This is a genomic window from Pseudomonas sp. PSE1(2024) (assembly GCF_050990555.1).
Classification (GTDB): domain Bacteria; phylum Pseudomonadota; class Gammaproteobacteria; order Pseudomonadales; family Pseudomonadaceae; genus Aquipseudomonas; species Aquipseudomonas aphyarum.
Window position 1 is genome coordinate 5,213,356 of record NZ_CP158967.1, and the last position, 24,684, is coordinate 5,238,039.

The 24,684-nt window shown below is 59.8% G+C and carries 18 protein-coding genes; 11 read left to right on the forward strand and 7 right to left on the reverse strand.

Annotation, left to right across the window (positions count from 1 at the left end):
* Positions 1 to 89 precede the first annotated feature (89 nt).
* From ABTV87_RS23635 to cmoB, 8 genes are all read left to right on the forward strand, one after another.
* A complete protein-coding gene (locus tag ABTV87_RS23635; RefSeq protein ID WP_433898458.1) occupies positions 90 to 2,501 on the forward strand; it encodes a glucose/quinate/shikimate family membrane-bound PQQ-dependent dehydrogenase in 2,412 nt (803 codons plus the stop codon).
* 403 nt (positions 2,502 to 2,904) lie between these two features.
* Entirely contained in the window at positions 2,905 to 3,279 is a 375-nt protein-coding gene (locus tag ABTV87_RS23640; RefSeq protein ID WP_127799740.1) for a DUF6124 family protein, read from the forward strand.
* Positions 3,280 to 3,918: 639 nt separating this feature from the next.
* Positions 3,919 to 6,342, forward strand: coding sequence for an endopeptidase La (gene lon, locus ABTV87_RS23645; protein WP_433898459.1), 2,424 nt, complete (start codon positions 3,919 to 3,921; stop codon positions 6,340 to 6,342).
* 203 nt (positions 6,343 to 6,545) lie between these two features.
* Complete coding sequence (locus ABTV87_RS23650) at positions 6,546 to 6,938, forward strand: protease inhibitor I42 family protein (protein WP_102688178.1); 393 nt, start codon at positions 6,546 to 6,548, stop codon at positions 6,936 to 6,938.
* Between the two features lie 2 nt (positions 6,939 to 6,940).
* Positions 6,941 to 7,594: a lysoplasmalogenase gene (locus ABTV87_RS23655; protein ID WP_433898460.1), complete on the forward strand. Its 654-nt coding sequence runs from the start codon at positions 6,941 to 6,943 to the stop codon at positions 7,592 to 7,594.
* Between the two features lie 127 nt (positions 7,595 to 7,721).
* Positions 7,722 to 8,135, forward strand: coding sequence for a hypothetical protein (locus tag ABTV87_RS23660; RefSeq protein ID WP_221535809.1), 414 nt, complete (start codon positions 7,722 to 7,724; stop codon positions 8,133 to 8,135).
* A 195-nt stretch (positions 8,136 to 8,330) separates the two neighbouring features.
* Entirely contained in the window at positions 8,331 to 9,038 is a 708-nt protein-coding gene (gene cmoA, locus ABTV87_RS23665) for a carboxy-S-adenosyl-L-methionine synthase CmoA (protein WP_219737186.1), read from the forward strand.
* A complete protein-coding gene (gene cmoB / locus ABTV87_RS23670; RefSeq protein WP_221535808.1) occupies positions 9,035 to 9,991 on the forward strand; it encodes a tRNA 5-methoxyuridine(34)/uridine 5-oxyacetic acid(34) synthase CmoB in 957 nt (318 codons plus the stop codon). The genes cmoA and cmoB overlap by 4 nt, the downstream gene beginning before the upstream one ends.
* 123 nt (positions 9,992 to 10,114) lie before the next feature.
* Here cmoB and tadA read toward each other — a convergent pair whose 3' ends face one another.
* The 3 genes from tadA to ABTV87_RS23685 form a co-directional block, all read right to left on the reverse strand.
* Positions 10,115 to 10,612: a tRNA adenosine(34) deaminase TadA gene (tadA, locus tag ABTV87_RS23675; protein ID WP_039765748.1), complete on the reverse strand. Its 498-nt coding sequence runs from the start codon at positions 10,610 to 10,612 to the stop codon at positions 10,115 to 10,117.
* Entirely contained in the window at positions 10,612 to 11,988 is a 1,377-nt protein-coding gene (locus ABTV87_RS23680; protein ID WP_433898461.1) for a multicopper oxidase family protein, read from the reverse strand. Before ABTV87_RS23680 ends, tadA begins: the two co-directional genes overlap by 1 nt.
* A gap of 148 nt (positions 11,989 to 12,136) precedes the next feature.
* On the reverse strand, positions 12,137 to 14,860 hold the full coding sequence (locus ABTV87_RS23685) for an AAA domain-containing protein (RefSeq protein WP_433898462.1): 2,724 nt from the start codon (positions 14,858 to 14,860) through the stop codon (positions 12,137 to 12,139).
* A 525-nt stretch (positions 14,861 to 15,385) separates the two neighbouring features.
* On the opposite strand from ABTV87_RS23685, the gene ABTV87_RS23690 reads away from it, so the two are divergent.
* Positions 15,386 to 17,458: a TerD family protein gene (locus tag ABTV87_RS23690; RefSeq protein WP_433898463.1), complete on the forward strand. Its 2,073-nt coding sequence runs from the start codon at positions 15,386 to 15,388 to the stop codon at positions 17,456 to 17,458.
* 130 nt (positions 17,459 to 17,588) lie between these two features.
* Here the strand turns inward: ABTV87_RS23690 and guaA are convergent, their stop codons facing one another.
* The 4 genes from guaA to ABTV87_RS23710 form a co-directional block, all read right to left on the reverse strand.
* The gene (gene guaA / locus ABTV87_RS23695) at positions 17,589 to 19,166 is read right to left on the reverse strand and encodes a glutamine-hydrolyzing GMP synthase (RefSeq protein ID WP_108590389.1); all 1,578 of its coding nucleotides are present in this window, start codon (positions 19,164 to 19,166) and stop codon (positions 17,589 to 17,591) included.
* Positions 19,167 to 19,266: 100 nt separating this feature from the next.
* Positions 19,267 to 20,736, reverse strand: a complete 1,470-nt coding sequence (guaB, locus tag ABTV87_RS23700; protein ID WP_011335798.1) for an IMP dehydrogenase — start codon at positions 20,734 to 20,736, stop codon at positions 19,267 to 19,269.
* Positions 20,737 to 20,851: 115 nt separating this feature from the next.
* Positions 20,852 to 21,400, reverse strand: a complete 549-nt coding sequence (locus tag ABTV87_RS23705) for a hypothetical protein (RefSeq protein ID WP_011335799.1) — start codon at positions 21,398 to 21,400, stop codon at positions 20,852 to 20,854.
* Positions 21,401 to 21,535: 135 nt separating this feature from the next.
* Positions 21,536 to 22,303: a sulfite exporter TauE/SafE family protein gene (locus ABTV87_RS23710; protein ID WP_433898464.1), complete on the reverse strand. Its 768-nt coding sequence runs from the start codon at positions 22,301 to 22,303 to the stop codon at positions 21,536 to 21,538.
* Between the two features lie 100 nt (positions 22,304 to 22,403).
* On the opposite strand from ABTV87_RS23710, the gene ABTV87_RS23715 reads away from it, so the two are divergent.
* Positions 22,404 to 23,291: a LysR family transcriptional regulator gene (locus ABTV87_RS23715; RefSeq protein ID WP_433898465.1), complete on the forward strand. Its 888-nt coding sequence runs from the start codon at positions 22,404 to 22,406 to the stop codon at positions 23,289 to 23,291.
* A 10-nt stretch (positions 23,292 to 23,301) separates the two neighbouring features.
* Positions 23,302 to 24,681: an exodeoxyribonuclease VII large subunit gene (gene xseA / locus ABTV87_RS23720; protein WP_007956669.1), complete on the forward strand. Its 1,380-nt coding sequence runs from the start codon at positions 23,302 to 23,304 to the stop codon at positions 24,679 to 24,681.
* Positions 24,682 to 24,684: the final 3 nt, after the last annotated feature.

Genomic DNA, 24,684 nt, shown 5'->3' on the forward strand with positions numbered 1-24,684 from the left:
AAGTTTTTATCTGAACCATGCCCGCGCCCGATCGTCATCTACAGTGACTACAGCGCGGGACTACTTGAAACGTCACGGAGAACCACACTATGAGCACTGAAGGTGCTTCGAGTCGAAGCCGTCTTCTGCCGAACCTGCTCGGCATTCTGCTTCTGCTGATGGGCCTGGCCATGCTGGCCGGGGGAATCAAGCTGAGTACGCTCGGCGGCTCGCTGTATTACCTGCTGGCCGGTATCGGCATCACGCTGACCGGCATTCTGATGCTGATGGGCCGTCGCGCAGCATTGGGCCTGTACGCCATCGTGCTGTTCGCCAGCACCGTCTGGGCGCTGTGGGAAGTCGGCCTGGACTGGTGGCAACTGGTGCCACGTCTGGCGCTGTGGTTTGTCCTCGGTTTCGTGATGCTGCTGCCGTGGTTCCGTCGTCCGCTGCTGCTCGCTGGCCCGGCGCCGATGGGCACCGGCGGCCTGACCGTAGCCGTGATTCTGGCCGGCGTCACCGCCCTGGCCAGCCTGTTCACCCACCCGGGCGAAACCTTCGGCGAACTGGGTCGCGACACTGCCGACACCACCAGCACCGCCCCGCAAATGCCGGACGGCGACTGGCAGGCCTACGGCCGCACCGAGTTCGGTGACCGCTACTCGCCACTGAAGCAGATCACCCCGGCCAACGTCGGCAAGCTGCAAGAAGCCTGGCGCATTCAGACCGGCGACCTGCCGACCGCTGATGACCCGGTCGAACTGACCAACGAAAACACCCCGCTGAAAGCCAACGGCATGCTCTACGCCTGCACCGCGCACAGCAAAGTGCTGGCGCTGGACCCGGACACCGGCAAGGAACTGTGGCGCTTCGACCCGCAGATCAAAAGCCCGGAAGGCTTCAAGGGTTTCGCCCACATGACCTGCCGTGGCGTGTCGTACTACGACGAAGCCGCTTACGCCAAGTCTGAAAATGCGGCGTCCGCCGTCATCTCCGAGGCCGGCAAAGCCGTCGCCCAGGCCTGCCCGCGTCGCCTGTACCTGCCGACCGCCGATGCCCGCCTGATCGCACTGAACGCCGACACCGGCAAGATCTGCGAAGGCTTCGGCACCAACGGTGTGGTTGACCTGACCCAAGGCATCGGCCCGTTCACCGCCGGTGGCTACTACTCGACTTCGCCTGCCGCGATCACTCGTGATCTGGTGATCATGGGCGGTCACGTCACCGACAACGAATCGACCAACGAGCCGTCCGGCGTGATCCGCGCCTACGACGTGCGCGACGGTCATCTGGTATGGAACTGGGACAGCAACAACCCGGACGCCACCGAACCCTTGGCCCCGGGCCAGACCTACAGCCGCAACTCGGCCAACATGTGGTCGCTGGCCAGCGTCGATGAAAAACTCGGCATGGTCTATCTGCCATTGGGTAACCAGACGCCTGACCAGTGGGGCGGCGATCGCACCCCCGGTGCCGAGAAATTCAGCGCCGGCCTGGTCGCGCTGGACCTGGCCACCGGCAAGGTGCGCTGGAACTACCAGTTCACCCACCACGACCTGTGGGACATGGACGTCGGCAGCCAGCCAACCCTGCTGGACATGAAAACCGCCGACGGCATCAAACCTGCGCTGATCGCTCCGACCAAGCAAGGCAGCCTGTACGTCCTCGACCGTCGTGACGGCACGCCGATCATTCCGATCAAGGAAATCCCGGTTCCGCAAGGCGCCGTGAAAGGCGACCACACCGCCCCGACCCAGGCCCGTTCGGACCTGAACCTGCTGGCCCCGGAACTGACCGAAAAAGCCATGTGGGGCGCCAGCCCGTTCGACCAGATGCTGTGCCGCATCCAGTTCAAGGAACTGCGCTACGAAGGCCAATACACGCCTCCGTCGGAACAGGGCAGCCTGATCTACCCGGGTAACGTCGGCGTGTTCAACTGGGGCGGCGTTTCTGTCGACCCGGTTCGCCAGATGCTGTTCACCAGCCCGAACTACATGGCCTTCGTCTCGAAAATGGTGCCACGCGAAAAAGTCGCCGCCGGCAGCAAACGCGAGAGCGAAACCGCTGGCGTGCAACCGAACACCGGCGCGCCATACGCGGTGATCATGCACCCGTTCATGTCGCCACTGGGCGTACCGTGCCAGGCCCCGGCCTGGGGCTACGTCGCCGGTATCGACCTGACCACCGGCAAAGTCGTCTGGAAACGCAAAAACGGCACCAGCCGCGACAGCTCGCCAATCCCGATCGGCTTCACCCTGGGCGTGCCAAGCATGGGCGGCTCGATCGTCACTGCCGGCGGCGTCGGTTTCCTCAGCGGCACCCTCGACCAGTACCTGCGCGCCTACGACGTGAACACTGGTAAAGAACTGTGGAAATCGCGCCTGCCTGCCGGCGGCCAAGCGACCCCGATGACCTACACCGGCAAGGACGGCAAGCAATACGTCCTGCTCGTGGTGGGTGGTCACGGTTCGCTGGGCACCAAGATGGGTGACTATGTGATTGCTTACAAACTGCCGGAATAAGCTGTAACGGCGGCAAAGAGAAAGGCGACGCCCTGTGAGGGGTGTCGCCTTTTTTGTGGGCTGCGGTTTTTAAACGGGGTGTTTATGTCCTACAGACGGGGTGTTTGCGGGGGATGTTTCTGACATGTCGCGTCGGTTGTGGCTCGGAAATGGGGTGGATAGGCTTTGGGGGTCGCTGCAAATTCAGCGAACGGGCGTCGCGGCCCGATAACTGATGCATAATCGCCAACCTCACGGCACCTCGGTGCCTGTTGTTTGTTTCATGGCGGCTGTGCGCGGGATACCTTCCTTGGAGGTATGCCGATTCCTCAGTTATCGGTCCGCGAACCCGCGTACAGCTGCCACCTCAGATTGCGTCGCGGCAATCGAAGGCAGCTCCAATTTCACCAACTGAGTATTCACCATGAAAAAACCAACACCGAATCCACCCGAATCAAACGACACCTCGCCATACGAATCCCCTGATTCAAAGAAACTCCACGACGCCGCCGAACGCGCCCTCGACCACCACTTCAATCCCATTCCAAAAAAATGCCCTGGCCGCCGACCGAGCCAGATGTTTCAGATCTCCCCGGACATGGACGATGAAACCCTGCTGGCTCATGCGTGTGAGTCCCTGGCTACCGCCAGTGTCATGGCCAGTGATGTAGCGGCTTTTGTCGATACGCCGCAGCGGCATCGGATCCTGGGGATTCAGCAGGTGATCATGCTGGCGGAACTGGCGGTGAATCGAGTACTGGATAACGTCGAAGTACAACGTTACCCAACACCCAGCTAAGCGGCCCTGACGGAATCGACTGCCAGCCACAGACCGTATTCGCTGGCAGCTCGATTGGGACGCAGAGCGTCCCGGGCTGCATTCCCACGCAGAGCGTGGGAACGATCAAGTTACAGCCATGCGCGGGAGGGCCTATGCCCTGCCAGGTTCCATTCCCCGGTCGACCAACCCGCGCATGGCTCCCCCAAAAAACAGGATGAGCGTTAGCTCGACAAAGCTCTTGATCTTGATCCACCCGTCCCTTCGGAAGGCTGAGTGGAGGTGTTCATCCGGGGATTGGCGCGCAGCGCCGTTTGGCGAAGCCGAACTCATCGACGAAGTCGATGCCCCCGGAGGGACGCCGGAGCGAAGGAACCCGAGCCTGCGAGGGCCGAACGCCGGGACGAGCCTTTTTGGGTACTTTTTTGGCGTTTGAAAAAAGTGCCTCGCCGTAAGGGCGAAACCGCCAGCGGCAACCCCCGCAGAAACGGATATTCACCCCAAACATCCAGAGCATGGCCGGCCCAAAGGCCGCCAAGCCCAAGCCCAACCCCAAAACCCTGTCAAAACCCTGAACACACAAGCAGAAACATCCCGACCCATTGAAACCACCCAAACCCTGCCCCATCTAACACCCATACCCAATTGCGCAGGTGCCCCATGAGCGACCAGCAAGAATTCCCCGAGAACCCCGACGACATCACCGAAACCGACGCCGAACACATCGAACACCACGTCCCCGGCAAAGGCCTCGCCCTGCCCGGCCAGAACCTGCCGGACAAGGTCTACATCATCCCGATCCACAACCGCCCGTTCTTCCCGGCCCAGGTCCTGCCGGTCATCGTCAACGAAGAACCCTGGGCCGAAACCCTCGAACTGGTCAGCAAATCCGAACACCACTCCCTTGCCCTGTTCTTCATGGACACACCCCAGGAAGACCCGCGCCACTTCGACACCAAGGCGTTGCCGCAATACGGCACCCTGGTCAAGGTGCACCACGCCAGCCGCGAAAACGGCAAACTGCAATTCGTCGCCCAGGGCCTCAGCCGCGTCCGCATCAAGACCTGGCTCAAACACCATCGCCCGCCCTATCTCGTTGAAGTCGAATACCCGCACCAGCCCACCGAGCCGACCGACGAGGTCAAGGCCTACGGCATGGCGCTGATCAACGCGATCAAGGAACTGCTGCCGCTCAACCCGCTGTACAGCGAAGAACTGAAGAACTACCTCAACCGCTTCAGCCCCAACGATCCGTCGCCGCTGACCGACTTCGCCGCCGCCCTGACCTCCGCCACCGGCCCCGAGCTGCAAGAAGTACTCGACTGCGTGCCGATGCTCAAGCGCATGGAAAAAGTCCTGCCGATGCTGCGCAAGGAAGTCGAAGTCGCGCGCCTGCAAAAAGAAATCTCCGCCGAAGTGAACCGCAAGATCGGCGAGCACCAACGCGAATTTTTCCTCAAAGAACAACTCAAGGTCATCCAGCAGGAACTCGGCCTGACCAAGGACGACCGCAGCGCCGACCTCGAACAGTTCGAGCAGCGTCTGGAAGGCAAAGTCCTGCCGACGCAGGTACAGAAGCGCCTCGAAGAAGAAATGAACAAGCTGTCGATCCTCGAAACCGGATCCCCGGAGTACGCGGTCACCCGCAACTACCTCGACTGGGCGACCTCGGTGCCGTGGGGCGTGTACGGCGAGGACAAGCTCGACCTCAAGCACGCGCGCAAAGTGCTCGATAAACACCACGCCGGCCTCGACGACATCAAGGACCGGATCCTCGAATTCCTCGCGGTCGGTGCCTACAAAGGCGAGATCAGCGGTTCCATCGTGCTGCTGGTCGGTCCGCCGGGCGTGGGTAAAACCAGCGTCGGCAAATCCATCGCCGAATCCCTCGGCCGGCCGTTCTACCGCTTCAGCCTCGGCGGCATGCGCGACGAAGCCGAGATCAAGGGCCATCGCCGCACCTACATCGGCGCGCAGCCGGGCAAACTCGTGCAGGCGTTGAAAGACGTCGAAGTGATGAACCCGGTGATCATGCTCGACGAAATCGACAAGATGGGTCAGAGCTACCAAGGCGACCCGGCCTCGGCGCTGCTGGAAACGCTGGATCCAGAACAGAACGTCGAATTCCTCGACCACTATCTGGACCTGCGGATGGACCTGTCGAAAGTCCTGTTCGTCTGCACCGCCAACACCCTGGATTCGATCCCCGGCCCGTTGCTGGACCGGATGGAAGTGATTCGCCTGTCGGGCTACATCACCGAAGAAAAAGTCGCCATCGCCAAGCGTCACCTGTGGCCGAAACTGCTGGAAAAGGCCGGTGTGTCCAAGGGCAGCCTGAGCATCAGCGACACCGCGCTCAAAGCCTTGATCGACGGTTACGCCCGTGAAGCCGGCGTGCGCCAGCTGGAAAAACAGATGGGCAAACTAGTGCGCAAAGCGGTGATGAAGCTGATCGACGATCCGAAAGCGGTGATCAAGATCGGCCCGAAAGACCTCGAAGCGTCCCTCGGCCATCCGGTGTTCCGCAACGAGCAAGTGTTGTCTGGAACCGGTGTGATTACTGGTCTGGCGTGGACCAGCATGGGTGGCGCGACTCTCCCGATCGAAGCCACGCGGATTCACACGTTCAATCGTGGTTTCAAACTCACCGGGCAACTGGGCGATGTGATGAAGGAGTCGGCGGAGATCGCCTACAGCTACGTCAGCTCGCACCTCAAATCCTTCGGTGGCGATCCGAAGTTCTTCGACGAAGCTTTCGTCCACCTGCACGTGCCGGAAGGCGCAACGCCGAAGGACGGCCCGAGCGCCGGCGTGACCATGGCCAGCGCCCTGCTCTCGCTCGCCCGTAATCAGGCGCCGAAAAAAGGCGTGGCGATGACCGGTGAACTGACGCTGACCGGCCATGTGCTGCCGATTGGCGGAGTGCGCGAGAAGGTGATCGCGGCGCGGCGGCAGAAGATTTTCGAGTTGATTCTGCCGGAGGCGAATCGCGGCAACTTCGAAGAGCTGCCGGATTACTTGAAGGAAGGCATCACGTTGCATTTCGCCAAGAAGTTTGCGGATGTGGCGAAGGTGCTTTTCTAACGCTCCCCTGCTGATCGTTCCCACGCTCTGCGTGGGAATGCATCCTGTGACGCTCCGCGTCACGCTTGCGAAGGGACGCAGAGCGTCCCGGGCGGCGTTCCCACGCGGAGCATGGGAACGATCACGATCAGAGGCCCTGTCACACTTTGTCTCATCTTCAGTTATGCTCGCCGTTCGTCGCCAACGCCGGAGCCACTGAATCCATGTCCCCCCTTCGCCTGTTTGTACCCCTGTCCCTCGCCCTGCTGGCCGCCTGCGCCACGCAACCGAAAACCAACGTGACCGTGGAAAAACAGAGCGAATGCCCGGTGCGGCTGACCAACGGGCAAAACCTGATCGTCATGCTCCCGAGCAACCCCACCACCGGCTACCGCTGGGCCATCCAGGATTCCGCCGGCGGCGTATTGCGTGCCCTCAGCCCCGAGGTCTACAGCAATCCGGAAGATGCCGGCGTGGTCGGCGCGGCCGGTCTCTCGACCTGGCGCTTCCAGGCTTTCGCCACCGGCACCGGTCGTCTGCGCCTGACTTCGCAGCAACCGTGGGCGCCGGAAGTGTTGCCGGTGGAAACCTTTGACTGCGCCATTTCGGTGAACTGATCGTGGGCTGGCTGATCCTCGCGCTGATGGGCGCCGTGACCTTTCTCTATGGCGTCAGCACTCACGCGGCCCTGCTTTGCCTGTTGGTCAAACCGCTGCCGGTGCTGGCGTTGCTCGGCTGGTTGCACGATGCGCCGCCCAGCGACTATCGCCGCTGGATCAGCCTCGGTCTGATTTTCTCGTTGATCGGCGATGTGCTGCTGGCGTGGCCGGGGGATTTGTTCGTCTTCGGTCTAGGCGCGTTTCTGGTCGCGCATCTGGCGTATCTCAAGGCTTACCTCAGCGACTGCCGGCGCTTGGCCCTGCTGCCGCTGATCCTGGCCCTCAGCGTGGGCGCCGTGCTGTTGGGCATATTGATCAGCAGCGGACTCGGCCCGTTGACCGTCCCGGTGATCGTCTACGGCACCGCCATCAGCGCCATGCTCTGGCGCGCACTGGCCCGACTCGGCAGCGGCGTACCGCAACGTTCGGCGCTGCTGGCGGCGGGCGGCGCGGTGGCGTTCGTGTTCTCCGACAGCGTGATCGGCATCAACCGGTTTGTCTCACCGTTCAATGCGGCGCCCTACATCATCATCCTCAGTTATTGGCTGGGGCAGTGGGGCATCGTCGCCTCGGCGTTCAAGCATCCGAATGAAGCTAAAGCCGATTTGCGATAAAAAGCGTCGAGCTCATTAGAAAATCGCATTAAAAACTGTCATTTCCGACAGTTAAATCCGCGTCCCCCTCAGCTTAAAGTGCAGTGAGAGACAGCAAACCGCCTGTCAATCGCCCGAGGGATCGACCATGAATAATCAGATAGAAAACGCCGATACGAACAACACCTTCAAATGCCAGATTGATAGCGGCGAGGCCTTCTACTTCCCAATCGTGAATTGCTTTCTCAGCAATTTTTTAAGGATTACGGGAGCGCAGGAGGAGTTTGAGCAGCAGATTGAGAATCTCGAATTCAACTTTGCTCCCGACATCCAAAGTGGCGAATACAAACTCAATGATCCGGGCGTCAACGTTGATGTCAGAACGGGCTGGGTGAACACTCGATATACCGCGACATCTTTGACCCTGAAACTCACGGTAGATCACTCCTCCAAGAGCATCTCCGGCGTATACGCCATCCAGACCGTGCAGGACTATGGAGGGGTAGTTGAACCAGGAATCGATGTGAACGGAAATTTCGCAGCCAATTACATTATCTCGTAAGTCTTGCCGCAATCTGGACCCGAGAAGGTTTCAGGCTAAGTTGATCGATTTTTGAACTTTAGCCTGACTCCGACCAGCACGGTTTATCAGACAACCCGCGCATCTGCGCGCCAGTTTGGCTAAAATGCCGGCCTTTTCATCGACACCGCCGGAACCGCCGTGAGCAAAGAACCCGATCGCATTTTCGCCCAGCCGATGGCCCAGGTGCCTGACTTCGCCTTCAACGAAGACGTGGTGCGGGTGTTCCCGGACATGATCAAGCGTTCAGTGCCGGGTTACCCGACCATCGTCGAGAACCTCGGCGTGCTCGCGGCGCAATTCGCCCAGCCGAACAGCGTGCTCTACGACCTCGGCGCCTCCCTCGGTGCTGTGACCCAGGCCCTGCGCCGTCACGTGCGCACCGACGGTTGCCGGGTGATCGCGGTGGATAACTCTGCCGCCATGGTCGAGCGCTGCCGCGAGTACCTTAACGGTCAGGATTCGATGTTCCAGGAGTTGCTGCCGGTCGAGGTGATCGAAGGCGACATCCTCGCCCTCGATTTCAAACCGGCCTCGGTGGTGGCGCTGAACTTCACCCTGCAATTCATCGCACCGGAGCAGCGCACGGCGTTGCTGTCGCGCATTCGCCAATCGTTGCTGCCGGGCGGCGCGCTGATCCTGTCGGAGAAGCTGCGCTTCAACGATGCCGAGGAACACGCGCTGCTGACCGATCTGCACGTCGCGTTCAAACGCGCCAACGGCTACAGCGAACTGGAAATCGCCCAGAAGCGCAGCGCCATCGAAAACGTCATGAAGCCCGACAGCCTCGAAGAACACCGCGAGCGCCTGCTGGCCGCCGGGTTCTCGAAAGTCGTGCCGTGGTTCCAGTGTCTTAACTTTGCCTCGTTGATTGCCTTGCCATGATTGATCTGTCCCCCCTCGCCCGCCGCCTGGCCGGCACGCCGCTGGCCGAATGGGCCAACACCCTGCAAGTGCAGCTCGACAAAAAAATGGAGAAAGGTCACGGCGATCTGGAGCGCTGGCAAAGTGCGCTGGACGCCCTGCCGAAGATCCAGCCGACTGAAGTCGACCTGCTCGACGGCCTGAAACTCGACACCGATTGCGACGACGAAACCCGCGCACAAATGCGTACTGCCCTGATGGGCCTGTCGCCGTGGCGCAAAGGGCCGTTCGATCTGTTCGGCGTGCACGTCGACACCGAATGGCGCTCGGACTGGAAGTGGTCGCGGGTCGCTCCGCATCTGGATCTGAAGGGCAAACGCATCCTCGATGTCGGTTGCGGCAACGGCTACTACATGTGGCGCATGCTCGGCGCCGGTGCCGACAGTGTGATCGGCGTCGATCCGAACTGGCTGTTCTTCTGCCAGTTCCAGGCGGTGCAGCGTTATCTGTCAGAGCCGAATGCCTGGCACCTGCCGTTCCCGTTCGAAGACCTGCCGCCGAATCTGGAAGGCTTCGACACGGTATTTTCCATGGGCGTGTTCTACCACCGTCGCTCGCCGATCGAGCATTTGCTGGCGCTGAAAGATTGCCTGGTGAAGGGTGGCGAGCTGGTGCTGGAGACGCTGGTGGTCGAAGGCGACAAACATCAGGTGCTGGTGCCGGAAGACCGTTATGCGCAGATGCGTAATGTGTGGTTCTTGCCGTCGGTGCCGGCGCTGGAATTGTGGCTGCGTCGTGCGGGGTTCACGGATGTGAAGTGCGTGGATGTGAGCACCACCACTGTTGAAGAACAGCGCGGGACTGAATGGATGAAGTATCAGTCTTTGAGTGATTTCCTTGATCCGGAAGATCACAGCAAAACCGTTGAAGGGCTACCGGCGCCGATGCGGGCGGTGATTGTCGCGAAGAAGTAAATCTTCCAAACACCTAATAACACTGTGGGAGCGAGCTTGCTCGCGATAGCGGTTTGACAGTCAACATTTCTGTAACTGTCGGACCGAATCGCGAGCAAGCCCGCTCCCACATTGGTTTTGTGTTCAGTCTGCCGGTTTTGCGCGCCGCGCTCTGAAGAACTCGGTCAACACCGCCCCGCACTCCTCCGCCAACACCCCACCTTCATACAACACTCGATGGTTGAGAAAGCCCTGAGTGAAGAACTGCCCCTGACTCTGCACAATCCCGGCCTTGGGCTCCAGCGCGCCGTACACCACACGCGCAATCCGCGAATGCACGATCAGCCCGGCGCACATGCTGCACGGTTCCAGCGTCACGTAGAGCGTGCTGCCCGGCAGTCGATAGTTGCTCACAGCCTGAGCGGCGGCGCGGATCGCGACCATTTCCGCATGAGCACTGGGATCACTGGTGCTGATCGGGCAGTTGAAGCCACGACCGATAATCTCGCCATCCTGCACCAGCACCGCGCCCACCGGCACTTCGCCGAGGGCTGCGCCTTGTGCCGCGAGTTCCAGCGCCTCGCGCATGAAATCGCGATCACGGCTGCGGTCGATGATCGCCGCGGGGCGAATCTGGCGCATCACTTCACCTCGATGGCGGCCATCAGGCCGGTTTCCATGTGGTCGATCACGTGGCAGTGGAACATCCATACCCCCGGGTTATCCGCCACCAGCGCCACTTGCGCACGCTCGTTCTTGCCCAGCAGATAAGTGTCGGTGAAGTACGGCACGATCTTGTGCCGGTTCGACGCAATCACCTTGAAGCTCATGCCGTGCAGGTGGATCGGGTGCTGATACTGGGTCATGTTCTTCAGTTCGAAAATATAGCTCTGGCCCAGTTTCAGGCTGGCGATCGGCCGATCGGCGCAGGTCTTGTCGGTAATGTCCCAAGCCTTGCCGTTGATCTGCCACAGGCTCGGCGGCTTGCCGTTGTCGACATTCACCGACACCGAACCGACCCATTCGAAATTGAAGTTGAGTTTCTCGGCATTGGCCAGGTCCGGCTCGGCCACCGGGTTGGCCGGCAGTGCTTTCGGCCAGTCGGTCGGCGCGTCATTGTTGGCCACTGAGCGCAGGGTGCCGAGGCGAACCGGGCCGTTGCGCAGCGACAGCTCATCTCCGGCGGGCGGTGCCTTGATCGCCAGGCAGATGCGCATGCCCGGGCCCAACCAGTATTCCTTGCCCAACGGGCGCGGCTCGACCGGGTTGCCGTCCAGCGCATAGATCTGCGCTTCGACGCCGGGAATGTTGATGCGATAGGTCAGGGTGTTGTCGAGGTTGAGCAGGCGTACGCGGGTGATCTGCCCCGCCGGCAACTCGATCACCGGCGTAGGCACGCCGTTGATGGTCGACAGCCGCCCCGCCGTACCGCCACGGGCCGCTTCGCGCGGAATGCTGAACTCGACGAAGTTGCCCTCGTCATCGATGTGCCAGTTCTTCAGGCTCAGGGTCTTTTCGTACTTGAACCCGGTCGGCTCGCGCTCCTCGACAATCAACGGCCCGACCAGCCCGCGACCGAGTTCTTCGCTGCTGCTGACGTGCGGGTGATACCAGTAGCTGCCGGCGTCCGGCACACGGAATTTGTAATCGAAGTATTCGCCCGGCAGTACCGGCAATTGCGAAACGTACGGCACGCCATCCATCTCCAGCGGCAGGCGAATACCGTGCCAGTGAATGGTCGTCGCCACCGGCAGATGGTTGATGAACCGCACCCGCAACCATTCGCCCTGACGCACGCGCAACTCGGTACCCGGTGCCGACGGGCCAAACGCCCAGGCTTCGGTCTTGTGCCCCGGCACCAGCTCGACGTCCAGTGGTGCGGCGATCAGCTCATAGTCATGTCCCGCATCGGCATCGGCCATCTTGCCCAGCCAGTAACGCGACGCGCCCCCCGCTCCCACGCCAACGACAACAAGACCGGCCAGGCCACCGAGGATTTGGCGACGGGTAAAGGACATGAACTCAACTACCTCACGTATCTGCGGCGGGCCCGCAGGCCCGTAAAGGGCGAATACGATACACCTGCAATTGAGAAAGATTAAGTGAAGTGTTGTCGCATCCAATCCGGTATTGACGACAAAAAGAACCTCACTGTGCTCTTGAGCCTCAAGCGGGCGCGGTATTTCCTCCAGTGGTTGTATTTGCCCACTGCGCCATAAACTCGGCTACCCGGTCCTCGATGCGACTCTCGACGGTGCGTAGACGTAATAGCGAAATACCCGCCTTTTGCAGGATGCTGTCTTTCAAGGCATCCCGTTCGATTTGCATCGGTGTCGCGTGACTTCCTCCGTCGACCTCTATCACTCCGAGTGGTCTTTTACCGACTTTGAAATAGATCACGAAATCACAACTGGCGCGGTTGTCCATGAACTCCCTTTCTCTCGGGGTCAGCCACTCGTTGGCCGTCGAGACCAACTGGTTCAATTCGATCTGGCCGTGGGCCGCAATCCCCCGGTAGAGCTCCTGATCAAGGGTCTCTCGCAGTATCTGCGCCATGATCTGCTCGGACTTGTAGTCGGAATCGCTCCTTCGCAACTTGCTATTGAGCCGCTCCAGCGACTTGTCGTATTCCGTGTAGAGCAGATCGAAAGCCGATATCACGGGTGCGCGATGAAGTTGCGCTTCATCAGCGTAGTACTCCATATAACGCACCAACGCTGCGATGTGCCCATTGTTGGCCGTGAAAACGTCTTCGCCGGTGACCAGGGTGAAGCGCTTTTTGGCCCGCGATACCGCCACATTGATCATCCGGGGGTCGTCCACGAACGCTAGAAGTTTCGGTGTCGTGCTCTTTTTGTCCAGCACAGTGGAAAAGACGATCTCGTCGCACTCCCGCCCCTGGAATTTGTGAACGGTGTCTTTGACGAAATCCTCTGGCAAAAGAGTGCCAGACAACCTGGCCTGGTTCCTGAACGGGGCGATGAATCCTCTGCCGTCTTCGTCCTCCCAAGTACTTTCGCCCTCACCATCAAGCACTGCCAACAGTGAATCCAGTTCCCGGAGATTGGTTTTGTGCCGCGTGTGATTACCCTTTGCGGTCACCAGCAATGACAACGGCTTTTCCCCGCGATCTTCAGTCATCGGAACCAGTTGATCGTCGTAGAACTGCTGATTGCAGAACTTGATGATCTGCGGGTGACAGCGATAGTGCTCCTTCAATAGGGTCATCGGGATCGCACCTTCGAACACGCTGACACACGAATCCAGCAAACTGTACTTCTCGCAATCGTAGTGAGCCGCTGGTGCTGCCATGTCCAGCGTCGCCGGAATGTGTGCCAACTGCTTTCTGTCACCGACAACGATCAGATTCTTCGCACAGCCCAGAGCCAATACTCCAGGAACGATGTCTTGCTGCGAAGCCTCGTCAATGATGACGTAGTCGAGCACTGTGCCGGTTTTCAAGGAATTGACGATGGAATGCGTACCGCTTGAAATGATCGGATAGCGCTTTATGAATTCATCGAATCTGGCTTTCCGATAACTCTTGGCATCGAAGGGCTCAGTTTGCGGTACATGTCGGTGGAGATGCTGCTTCAAGTACTTCATCGAGGTACTCGTAAGTTCTTCAAGCAACACCTGATAATTACCCAGCCGCAACTTTTCCTGAAGCCCTGCCAGCGTCGCTTTTCTTTCCTGAAGCGCTTTGTCGTAGTAGTGAAGCTGCAGACCGTAGAAGACCGATTTGCGCTTGGCCCAGTCATCGAATGGTTTCATGCGCAGGATCTTGAAGTTGAACAGCATTTCTATCCTGTCCTTGATTCGCACGCGGTTGCCAGCGAGGTGCGTCAGGAATGCCATCAGATCGGTGGACTTTTGCGGGGTCAGGTTATATTTGCCCAGGGGAATGGGATCCAGCACGCCACTTTCTTGCTGCCACTGCCGCAAATAACTGCGCTCGATCTCCAGCTCACTGACTTCAGTCTGCAGCCTGGCCATCGTGTTGCGGTCAGCCAGGTAGCCTTTGAGTTTCTGAAAGACACTCTGAATGTTCGCCATCTCAGGCGCCGCTTCAGGAGCAATTGTGGGTCGGGGACGAGGATTGGCAAAAAACGCTTCACGGTTTTCATTGCTGCCCAACTCGGCAACCAGATAACCGAGGCCTGACTTACCTAGCTTTTCACATACGTTGGACACTGCCGCATTGTTGTTCGATACCACCGCCACGGTTTTTCCACGCAACAGAATGTTGGCGACAATGTTCAGAATGGTTTGTGTCTTGCCGGTGCCGGGGGGCCCTTCGATCAAACTGATCTGAGAAGTGAAAGCCTGCTCCACTGCTTCAAGCTGACTCTCATTGAGACCAAATGGAAAAACAAGGTCTGCTACAGGCTCCTGACTTCCATTACGACCGGTGCAATAAGCGTGCAATGCGGTGCTCGCGCATGCAGAAATTGAATCGAACTGGCGCTGCACATTCTCGGCGATCACCTTATCCTTTTCCGATTCGGCCTGAATGACTCTCGCATCAGCTACAGAGCGGAAATACTGGAAAACCGAATCGTCTTTCATCTTCGTCGGTGTGGTGAATTCGATATCGGCGAGCTTGTAAGCGTACTTTTTGCCACCTGCGGAATACTGAACGACGGCATATTTCTCGCCGTAAATCACTGCACTCTCGACAGCACTTATCACTGAGCTGGATTTTTTCCTCAGTAGCAGGTGTTTCACTTCTCGAGTCGGAACAACCTCGCACTCGGCAAGCGGACTGGGCCAACTCTTGCCAGATGGATAGTGACAAGTCAGCGAGACGCCACCGCGCCCATCACCTTTTATCGTCCAGTCGCTGATCTGACGGGTCTTGTCTATTCCGTTCACGTAGATGGAAACCATATATCCCTTACGCAGCAGCGCTCACAGCCTGCCCACATCCTTGTCGTTGAAACCCGAATCCACCGATCCGGAGCAATTGACACTATTTTGCCACCACCCTTCATCCGTATACCAGCTTCCCGCCAGCGCACGCACCAAACAGAAATAAGCGTGTCCTGCTGAATTACAAGAGCGCCTTTCGGCGCCCTTGTAATTCAGCATATTTCCACTTGGTAGTCGCCAGATGGAACACTGCGAATACCTGAAAGACTTTGCGGCCCCTGAAAGGACGAGCGACCTATCACTCATAAACACCTTGTTTTTTCGGTGACGCAGCTTGTTACCGTTGGAATGCCAAGCAACCTGACAACCGGGGAGAACTTTCCGTAGAATGCCGGCGTGGCTATGGAACACCTTCCTTCTAAACCCTATGAACTAGGGGTTCCGCTCCCCACACCGCGCCTGCTCCCAGCAGGCGTTTTCATATCGGCTGTAGACACGATGCTGCAGCTCGCTCACGACGGCGACCCAGGGAGAAAATCAAGCATGAATCAGGAGCTGTTCCTGCGCCGCCGCAGCAAAGTTCACGTCCCGATGGGCACTGGTGGTGCCACGCGCGCTCAGGTCGCGTCGGCTGTCCGGGAAATCGCGGCGTTCCGCTGCGTACTGTCAGAGCCTCTGATTGAACAAATCGGCCTGTTGTCGGCGACAGAACTCAAGTCCTGGTTGCGTGACATTGTCAGAGTGCTTCGGCGCAGGAGTGGCGCTCATGTGCACCACCGGCCGTTTTACCCTGACTTTCCTGAGCAGGTTCTGACGGCCTCGGAGGCCGAGCTGTACCTCAACGCCGTCATGCATTACCACACGCTTCGACGTTTACCCGCGACTGAAGACTCTCGACCTCCAATGCTTGAAGGCAACTTCATTCCCTGGGTTATCGAACCGGGAAGCATCCCTGAGTTCGAGTCACTGCTCGAGCCGCTGGTTTCATCACGCACCTCGCTCTCCGAAGAGGAAGCGGCCGACGTCGTCTGGTTTATCCGCGAGTACAAAAGTGAAGTGTTCCGTCTGCTGCCTGAGGTCGTCCCGTTCCGGGAGATCCGGGCACAGGTTGGCGGCGCACTGATCCTGCATGTAGCTGGCGATGCACGGGTGGATGCATTTCTGGAGCAAAACGTCGAAACGGCGACTGACGTGCTACGACTGGCGATCGCGTTGAATGGAGGAGACGTGTCACTGGCAACCGCTACAACACGTTTCAAAGCGATGAAGCGCTCGATGCGCCGTCTGCTGTTGAGTCTGCTCGATCGAATACCCAACGCTACAGAAGACGTGATGCGGCGAGCCGAGCAATGGAAACGCCTGGCTGAAGTACTTCATCCGGGCGATTACGCCGATAAATACCCAAGAGCGCTGGCCGCCATCACGGCGGCGCGTCGCAACGAAGCGCCTGCCTCGTTTGGATCACGTGTCGAAACATTGTTCGCCCAGCGCGATATTGCCAAGCTTGTGCCCGTACTACAGAGCCGTCCCGGTGAGTTTGCAAGACGGTTGGACGCAACATTGCGGCGCGCGACGGAACCAGAGCCGGTTCTCGATGCGTTCGAGGCTGTTGCACCACAAGTGTCCTCGCCTGTCCTGCTGCAGTTGCTGGCCCAGTCACGTGCGCCGCGCCCCCTGCCTCTTAGGGCGTTCACACCGAAAGGTTCATTCGCCAAAGTCTATGGCATCAAGGATGACCGAGAGCCTCTCGCACCCGAGGTGTTGGCCCGTGCAGCCCGAATCTGCGAGGACGCTCTGGTATCGCGTTTTGCGGCACTAGCGCCATTGGGTCGCTGTTACATTGATCCAGAATTACGCGAGTACAGGGTACCGCTGGCACAACGCGCTTCTTCGAAATCGCTGCGTACACTGGTGCGGGGCAGCCGATTGCCGATGCCTGACACACGTTTCATTCGCCTTTTTCTTTGGTGGAAGAACGGTCGTTCACGCACGGACATCGACTTGTCCGCCGCATTTTTCGATGCCAACTTCGTGTTCAGAGAAACGGTTGCGTACTACAACCTGAGAGATTACGGCGGCTGCCACAGCGGCGACATCGTCGACGCACCCGAAGGGGCTTCGGAGTTCATCGACCTCGACCTTGAAGTCCTCGTCGAGAAGGGCATTCGCTACGTCGTCACGTCTATCAACTCATTCACCCAGCAGCCGTACTGCGATCTTCCAGAATGCTTCGCTGGCTGGATGGCACGCGCCGATACTGCATCGGGTGAAGTATTCGAGCCGCGAACCGTGTTCGATCGTATCGATATCGCCTCCGACACACAGATCTGTCTGCCATTTGTGATGGACTTGCAGGAGCGGCGCGTGATCTGGGCCGACCTGGGACTGACCTCATCTCCTCGGTGGAACAATGTCGGGAACAATCTCAGCGGGGTATCGTTGATGCTGCGGGCTTTGGTACATACACCACGGCCTGATCTGGAGACATTGTTCGATTTGCATGTACGAGCACGAGGCGAACGAGTGGCTTCGCCGCAGCAGGCACAAGCGGTGTTTGCACCTGATCAGGGGATAACGCCGTTCGATACGGATTTGATTCGGTCACAGTTCCTCTAATACCTGCGCCCTCCTCCGCACTTTCCGCCAAAAACAAAAATGCCAGTCAGATTAACTGACTGGCATTTTTTATAACCCCTTTTGCGCCTCTGCGAATCCAACCGCGAATTCTAGAGGGCGCGACGCGGGATCACTCCCACTCAATGGTCGCCGGCGGCTTGCTCGACACGTCGTAAGTAACGCGCGAGATACCTTCGATTTCATTGATGATGCGGCCGCTGACAGTTTCCAGCAGTTCGTAAGGCAGGTGTGCCCAACGTGCGGTCATGAAGTCGATGGTTTCCACGGCACGCAGGGCCACGACCCAGGCGTAACGACGGCCATCGCCGACCACGCCAACCGATTTCACTGGCTGGAACACTACGAACGCCTGGCTGACCTTGTGGTACCAGTCGGCCTTGCGCAGTTCTTCGATGAAGATGTGGTCGGCGCGACGCAGCAGGTCGGCGTATTCCTTCTTCACTTCGCCGAGGATCCGCACGCCCAGGCCCGGGCCCGGGAACGGGTGACGGTAGACCATGTCGTACGGCAGGCCCAGTTCCAGGCCCAGACGACGAACTTCGTCCTTGAACAGTTCGCGCAGTGGCTCGACCAGTTTCAGGTTCATCTCTTCCGGCAGGCCGCCCACGTTGTGGTGCGACTTGATCACGTGGGCCTTGCCGCTTTTCGCGCCAGCCGACTCGATCACGTCCGGATAGATGGTGCCCTGAGCCAGGTACTTGATGTTGTCCAGCTTGCAGGATTCGGCATCGAACACGTCGATGAAGGTACGGCCGATGATCTTGCGCTTCTTCTCTGGATCGGCTTCGCCGGCCAGGTTGTTCAGGAACTGGTCTTCCGCGTTGGCGCGGATTACCTTGACGCCCATGTTCTCGGCGAACATGGCCATAACCTGCTCGCCTTCGTGCAGACGCAGCAGGCCATTGTCAACGAAGACGCAGGTCAGTTGATCGCCGATGGCCTTGTGCAGCAGTGCCGCAACCACCGAGGAATCCACACCGCCGGACAGACCCAGCAGCACGTTGTCGGTACCGACCTGTGCGCGGATGTTGGCGATGGCGTCTTCGGCGATCTTCGACGGAGTCCACAGGGCTTCACAGCCGCAGATGTCGAGAACGAAACGCGACAGGATGCGACCGCCCTGCTTGGTGTGGGTCACTTCCGGGTGGAACTGCACGCCGTAGTAAGCGCGCTCGTCGTTGAACATGCCGGCGATCGGGCAGCTCGGGGTGCTGGCCAGGATGTGGAAGTCTTCCGGCATTTTGGTGACCTTGTCACCGTGGCTCATCCACACGTCGAGGCCGAACAGGCCGTCGGCGTCGATGTGGTCTTCGATGCCGTCGAGCAGACGGCTCTTGCCGACCACGTCAACGCGGGCATAACCGAACTCACGCAGTTCGGAGCCTTCAACCTTGCCGCCCAGTTGCTCGGCCATGGTCTGCATGCCGTAGCAGATACCGAAGACCGGTACGCCCAGGTCGAACACCGCTTGCGGGCAGCGCGGGCTGTTGGCTTCGTGCACGGACTCGGGACCGCCGGCGAGGATCACGCCTTTTGGCGCAAATTCGCGGATCGCATCTTCGTCCATGTCGAACGGGTGCAGTTCGCAGTACACACCGATCTCGCGCACGCGGCGGGCGATCAGTTGGGTGTATTGCGAACCGAAGTCGAGGATCAGGATGCGGTGAGCGTGAATGTCGAGGGCCATGATTCAGTCTCGTCTAAGTAATTCAGAAACAGTCTTTGATTCAGAAACGACTCGGGGCTGAATAAAACAGCCCCGGTCATTTAACGTTTTGCTTGAAGCCTCAACCTACGCGGTAGTTTGGCGCTTCCTTGGTGATCTGCACGTCGTGAACGTGGGATTCGGCCATGCCGGCACCGGTGATCCGCACGAACTCAGGCTTGGTGCGCATTTCTTCGATGTTGGCGCTGCCGGTGTAACCCATCGAGGAACGCAGACCGCCCATCAACTGGTGAATGATCGCGCTCAGGGTGCCCTTGTAAGGAACACGGCCTTCGATGCCTTCCGGAACGAGTTTCTCGGCGCCTGCCGAGGAGTCCTGGAAGTAACGGTCGGAGGAACCTTGAGCCTGGGACATGGCGCCCAGCGAACCCATGCCGCGATAAGCCTTGTAGGAACGGCCCTGGAACAGTTCGATCTCGCCCGGCGCTTCTTCGGTACCGGCGAACATCGAGCCCATCATCACGCAGGAAGCACCGGCAACGATGGCCTTGGACAGGTCACCGGAGAAACGGATGCCGCCGTCGGCGATCAACGGAACGCCGGTGCCTTCGAGGGCAGCGGCAACGTTGGCGATGGCACTGATTTGCGGAACGCCGACACCGGCGACGATACGGGTGGTGCAGATCGAGCCAGGGCCGATACCGACCTTGACCGCGTCGGCGCCAGCTTCGGCCAGAGCCTTGGCGGCTGCGCCGGTGGCGATGTTGCCGCCGATCACCTGCACTTCAGGGAAATTCTCTTTGACCCAGCGAACGCGGTCGATCACGCCTTTGGAGTGACCATGAGCGGTGTCGACCACCACCACGTCCACGCCGGCATTGACCAGGGCTGCAACACGGTCACCGGTGTCTTTACCGGTACCGACCGCAGCGCCGACGCGCAGACGACCTTGATCGTCCTTGCTGGCCAGCGGGTAGGCCTTGGCTTTCTCGATGTCTTTGACGGTCATCATGCCTTTGAGGGCAAACTTGTCGTCAACGATCAGGACTTTTTCCAGGCGGTGCTTGTGCAGCAGCTCGCGGACTTCGTTCTTGTCGGCGCCTTCGCGAACAGTGACCAGACGCTCTTTCGGCGTCATCACTTCACGAACGGTGGCGTCCAGACGGGTTTCGAAACGCACGTCACGGGAAGTGACGATGCCGACCAGGTCGCCATCGTGCAAGACCGGAACGCCGGAAATGTTGTGCATGCGGGTCAGTTCGAACAGATCACGAACCGTGGCGTCAGCCTCGATGGTGATTGGGTCCTTGACCACACCGGCTTCGAACTTCTTGACCTTGCGAACTTCGGCAGCTTGCTGCTCGATGGTCATGTTCTTGTGGATAATGCCGATGCCACCTTCCTGAGCCATGGCGATTGCCAGACGGGCTTCGGTGACGGTGTCCATGGCGGCAGAAACCAGAGGAATGTTCAGCTCGATGCCACGGGTAAGGCGGGTCTTCAGACTGACTTCGTTAGGAAGCACCTCGGAATAACCGGGCACTAGGAGAATGTCGTCGAAGGTCAGAGCTTCTTGGCTGATACGCAGCATCGCGGGGGCTCCCGAGCGGGAAAATGGAAGCGCGCCATTATACTCAGACACCCTACCGGGCTCAATGTAAAACTTGTCTTATATCAATGTTGCTGATGTACGGGAGAAACGCCCCTTACAACTCGACCTTGACCCAGCTCACCGGCTGATCCAGCCAGTCGGCGAATTCGTCGATGAAACTCTGCTTGAACCCCGCCTCCAGCCAGTTGTTGAAGATGAAACCGAGGTTGGAAAACCCGCATTCCTGCAAATACAGGAACCCGTTGATGTCGTCTTCATGTCCACATTCCGGGCAAGTGAAGTTGTCGGTGCGGCCCGGCATCCAGTCTTCCAGGCTTTCGAACAGCGCTTCGCCGATTTCCTGGCGGCATTCGGCGCACCCGGCTTCTTCGAGAAAACCTTTGGCCGGGGTGTAGATGCAGCGTTTGGTGATGACTTCCAGCCCATTGATCGGCTCACCGAACGGCAGCGCCTCGGGATGCAGCACCACCGCGCGGGCACCATCGGCGATGGCGTAGGCCATGCGATTGCCGGTACGTCCGCAGGTGCTCAGCTCCTCCTTGACGATGTTCTTGCGCACCAGCCAGCGCAGGATCGCCCGGGCCCGGGGCTCGTGCACCGGCAGGTTGGAGATTTTCGGGACGATGATGCTTTGGGAATTCATGGAAAGTCCTGCGGTGTGGCTTCTGACGCTTTCGCGAGCAAGCTCGCTCCCACCCTGGATGCATAACCCTGTGGGAGCGAGCTTGCTCGCGAAGAGGCCCTAAAGGCCGGCAGCTTAATCCCTGACAAAATCCGGTCAAGTGCTTAAATAGCGGCCGATCAGCGCAATCCCGCTCGCCAGCACCAGCCAGGTCACCAGCCGCACGAAGGCCTCGCGGGACAGGCGCATGGTCAAGCGCCGTCCGACCCACAAGCCCAGCGCCATCGCCGGCAACAGGCACAGTGCAAGCATCAACAAGGGTAGCTCGGCATACACCCCGGCGATGGCGAACAGGCTCAAACGCACCACCGTGCTGCAGCTGATCAGCGCACTTTGCGTGGCCCGCGCCGCGTCTTTTGGCAGTCGACTGTTGAGGTAGATCGCATAAAGAAAGCCGCCACTGCCGAACAACGCGCCGAACAAACCGCCAACCGTGCCCATCGGCAACGCCCACCCAGCGGACAACTGCGCCGGCCGCGTCTTGATCCACAAGCTGTAGATCGCATAGGCACTGATGAACAACCCCATCAACAGCAGCAAAAGATCGGACTTGAGATTAAGCAGGAAAATCACCCCCAGCGTGCAACCCACCGCCATGCACGGCAACAGCCGCAGCAACTCCGGTTTCGCCACGTCGCGCCGCGACGGCAGCAGGTTGCCGAACGCCGCGACGAAATCCAGCAGCACCAGCAACGGCACGATCTTCGACAGTGGCATGAACAGAATCAGAATCGGCCCCGCCACCAGCGCCGTACCGAAACCGGCAATCCCGAACACGATGTACGCCAGCGCGATGGCCAGCCCGATCACCAACCAGCCCTGCGCGCCCCACGACCATTCGCTCAACAACCCCGCCACACTCATTCGCTCGCTTCCTTTATAAGCCTGCGATGACTTTAGCCAGCGCCGAGGGTTGCGACTAATATCTTCGAAACCGCCAAGTCATCTCGAAAAGGCATGCCTCGTGCTTTCAACCCGTCAATTGCGCTACTTCGTGGAAATCGCCGAGAGCGGCAGCTTCAGTGCCGCAGCCGAACGGCTGTTCATCGCTCAATCGGCGCTGAGCCGGCAGATCAAGGACATGGAAACCCGCCTGCAAACGCCGCTGTTCGAACGCACCGCACGCCAGCCCCGGCTCACCGCCGCTGGCGAAGCGTTCCTGCCCCGGGCGAGAAACCTGCTCAATGAACTGAACAAGGCCAGCACCTTGGCCACGGAAATTGGCCAAGGGCAGCGCGGTACTTTGCGCGTGTGTCACTCGAGTACCGTGCCGATCAGCGGCCAACTGTTGCGCGACATGAGCGCATATCTGGATCAACAACCCGGCGTTTCGCTGGACATCGGCACGCTCTCCTCGGAAGCACAACTTGAAGAACTGGCCGAGGGCCGGCTCGATATCGGTCTTCTGCGCCTGCCGGTGCTGCGCCAGCGCGAGGGTGTTCAGGTTGTGCCGCTTTATACCGAACGCTTGCTGCTTGCCGTGCCGGCGGGTCATCGACTGGCTTTGATGGAGGCAGTCGATCTGGCACAACTGAAAGACGAAGCCTTCATCTCCATCCCGCATCCGCAGCGCGGCGGGCTGAGTTACTTGTGCGCGGACCTGTGCATGCGGCACGGTTTCTTCCCCCAGGCTGCGCGAGTGATGTCGCGCAAGACCACACAATTGCAGTTGATCCAGGCCGGATTCGGCATCGCTCTGCTGCCGGAATCGATGCAGGACATTGCGCCGGCCGGTGTGAGATTTCTGCCGCTGACCGGCGATTGCCAGAGCACCGTCGCCCTTGCTTCTCGGCAAAATCCCACACCTCTGGTGCAACACTTCCTCCAGACATTCACCGGCGAATGCCTTTAAACTGCGCCCCATGATTAAAGATCCCTTTGCAAGACTCGGCCTCGACCGCGAAGTACTGACCGTCAGCCAGCTCAACGGCCGCGCGCGGGTGTTGCTCGAAGACGTGTTCAGCAACATCTGGGTCGAAGGCGAAATCTCCAACCTCGCCCGCCCGGCGTCCGGCCACGTGTATTTCACGCTCAAGGACAGCGGCGCGCAGGTGCGTTGCGCGCTGTTCCGCCAGAACGCCGCGCGGGTGCGTCAGGCGCTGAAGGACGGTCTGGCGGTCAAGGTGCGCGGCAAGGTCTCGCTGTTCGAAGGGCGTGGCGACTATCAGTTGATCCTCGACACCGTGGAGCCGGCCGGTGATGGCGCCCTGCGTCTGGCCTTCGATGCCTTGAAGGAAAAGCTCAGCGCCGAAGGCTTGTTCAGTGCCGAGCGCAAGGTGCCGCTGCCGGCACATCCGCAGCGCATCGGCATCATCAGTTCGCCGACCGGCGCGGTGATCCGCGACATCATCAGCGTGTTCCGCCGCCGCGCGCCGCAGGTTCAGCTGACGCTGATTCCCACCGCCGTTCAGGGCCGCGAAGCCACCGCGCAGATCGTCCGCGCCCTGAAACTGGCGGATGCCCGTGGTTTCGACGCGCTGATCCTGGCTCGCGGCGGCGGCTCGCTGGAAGACCTCTGGTGCTTCAACGAAGAGGCGGTGGCCCGGGCGGTGGATGCCTGCGTCACGCCGATCGTCAGCGCGGTCGGCCATGAAACCGATGTGTCGATCAGTGACTTCGTGGCTGACGTGCGCGCTCCGACGCCGTCCGCTGCCGCTGAACTGCTTGCCCCGGATTCCAGCCACCTGATCCGGCAGGTCGAAAGCCTGCATCGCCGGTTGGTGATGCGCATGCGTGATCGCCTGATGCGCGATCGATTGCGCCTTGAAGGCATGACCCGCCGGTTGCGCCATCCCGGCGAGCGTCTGCGCCAGCAGGCACAACGCCTGGATGACCTGGACATGCGCATGCGCCGCGCCTTCGAGCGCCAGCTCAATACCCGCCGCGAACGCCTGATTCGTCTGGAAACCCGCCTCGCCGGGCAACATCCGGGACGCCAACTCGCCTTGTTGCGCCAGCGCCTCGACAGCCTCGCTGAACGCTTGCCACGCGCCATGAACGAAGGCCTGAAACGACGCCGTTTACAGTTGCAAAGCCAGATGCAGACCCTGCACGTGGTCAGCCCGCTGGCGACTCTCGGCCGTGGCTACAGCATTCTGCTGGATGAGCGCGGCAACGCGATTCGCAACGCCGCGCAGACTCACACCGGCCAGCGCCTCAAGGCCAGACTGGGCGAAGGCGAACTGCAAGTGCGCGTCGAGGACAATCACCTCACGCCTGTCACCCTTTCTTTACTGGACTGATCC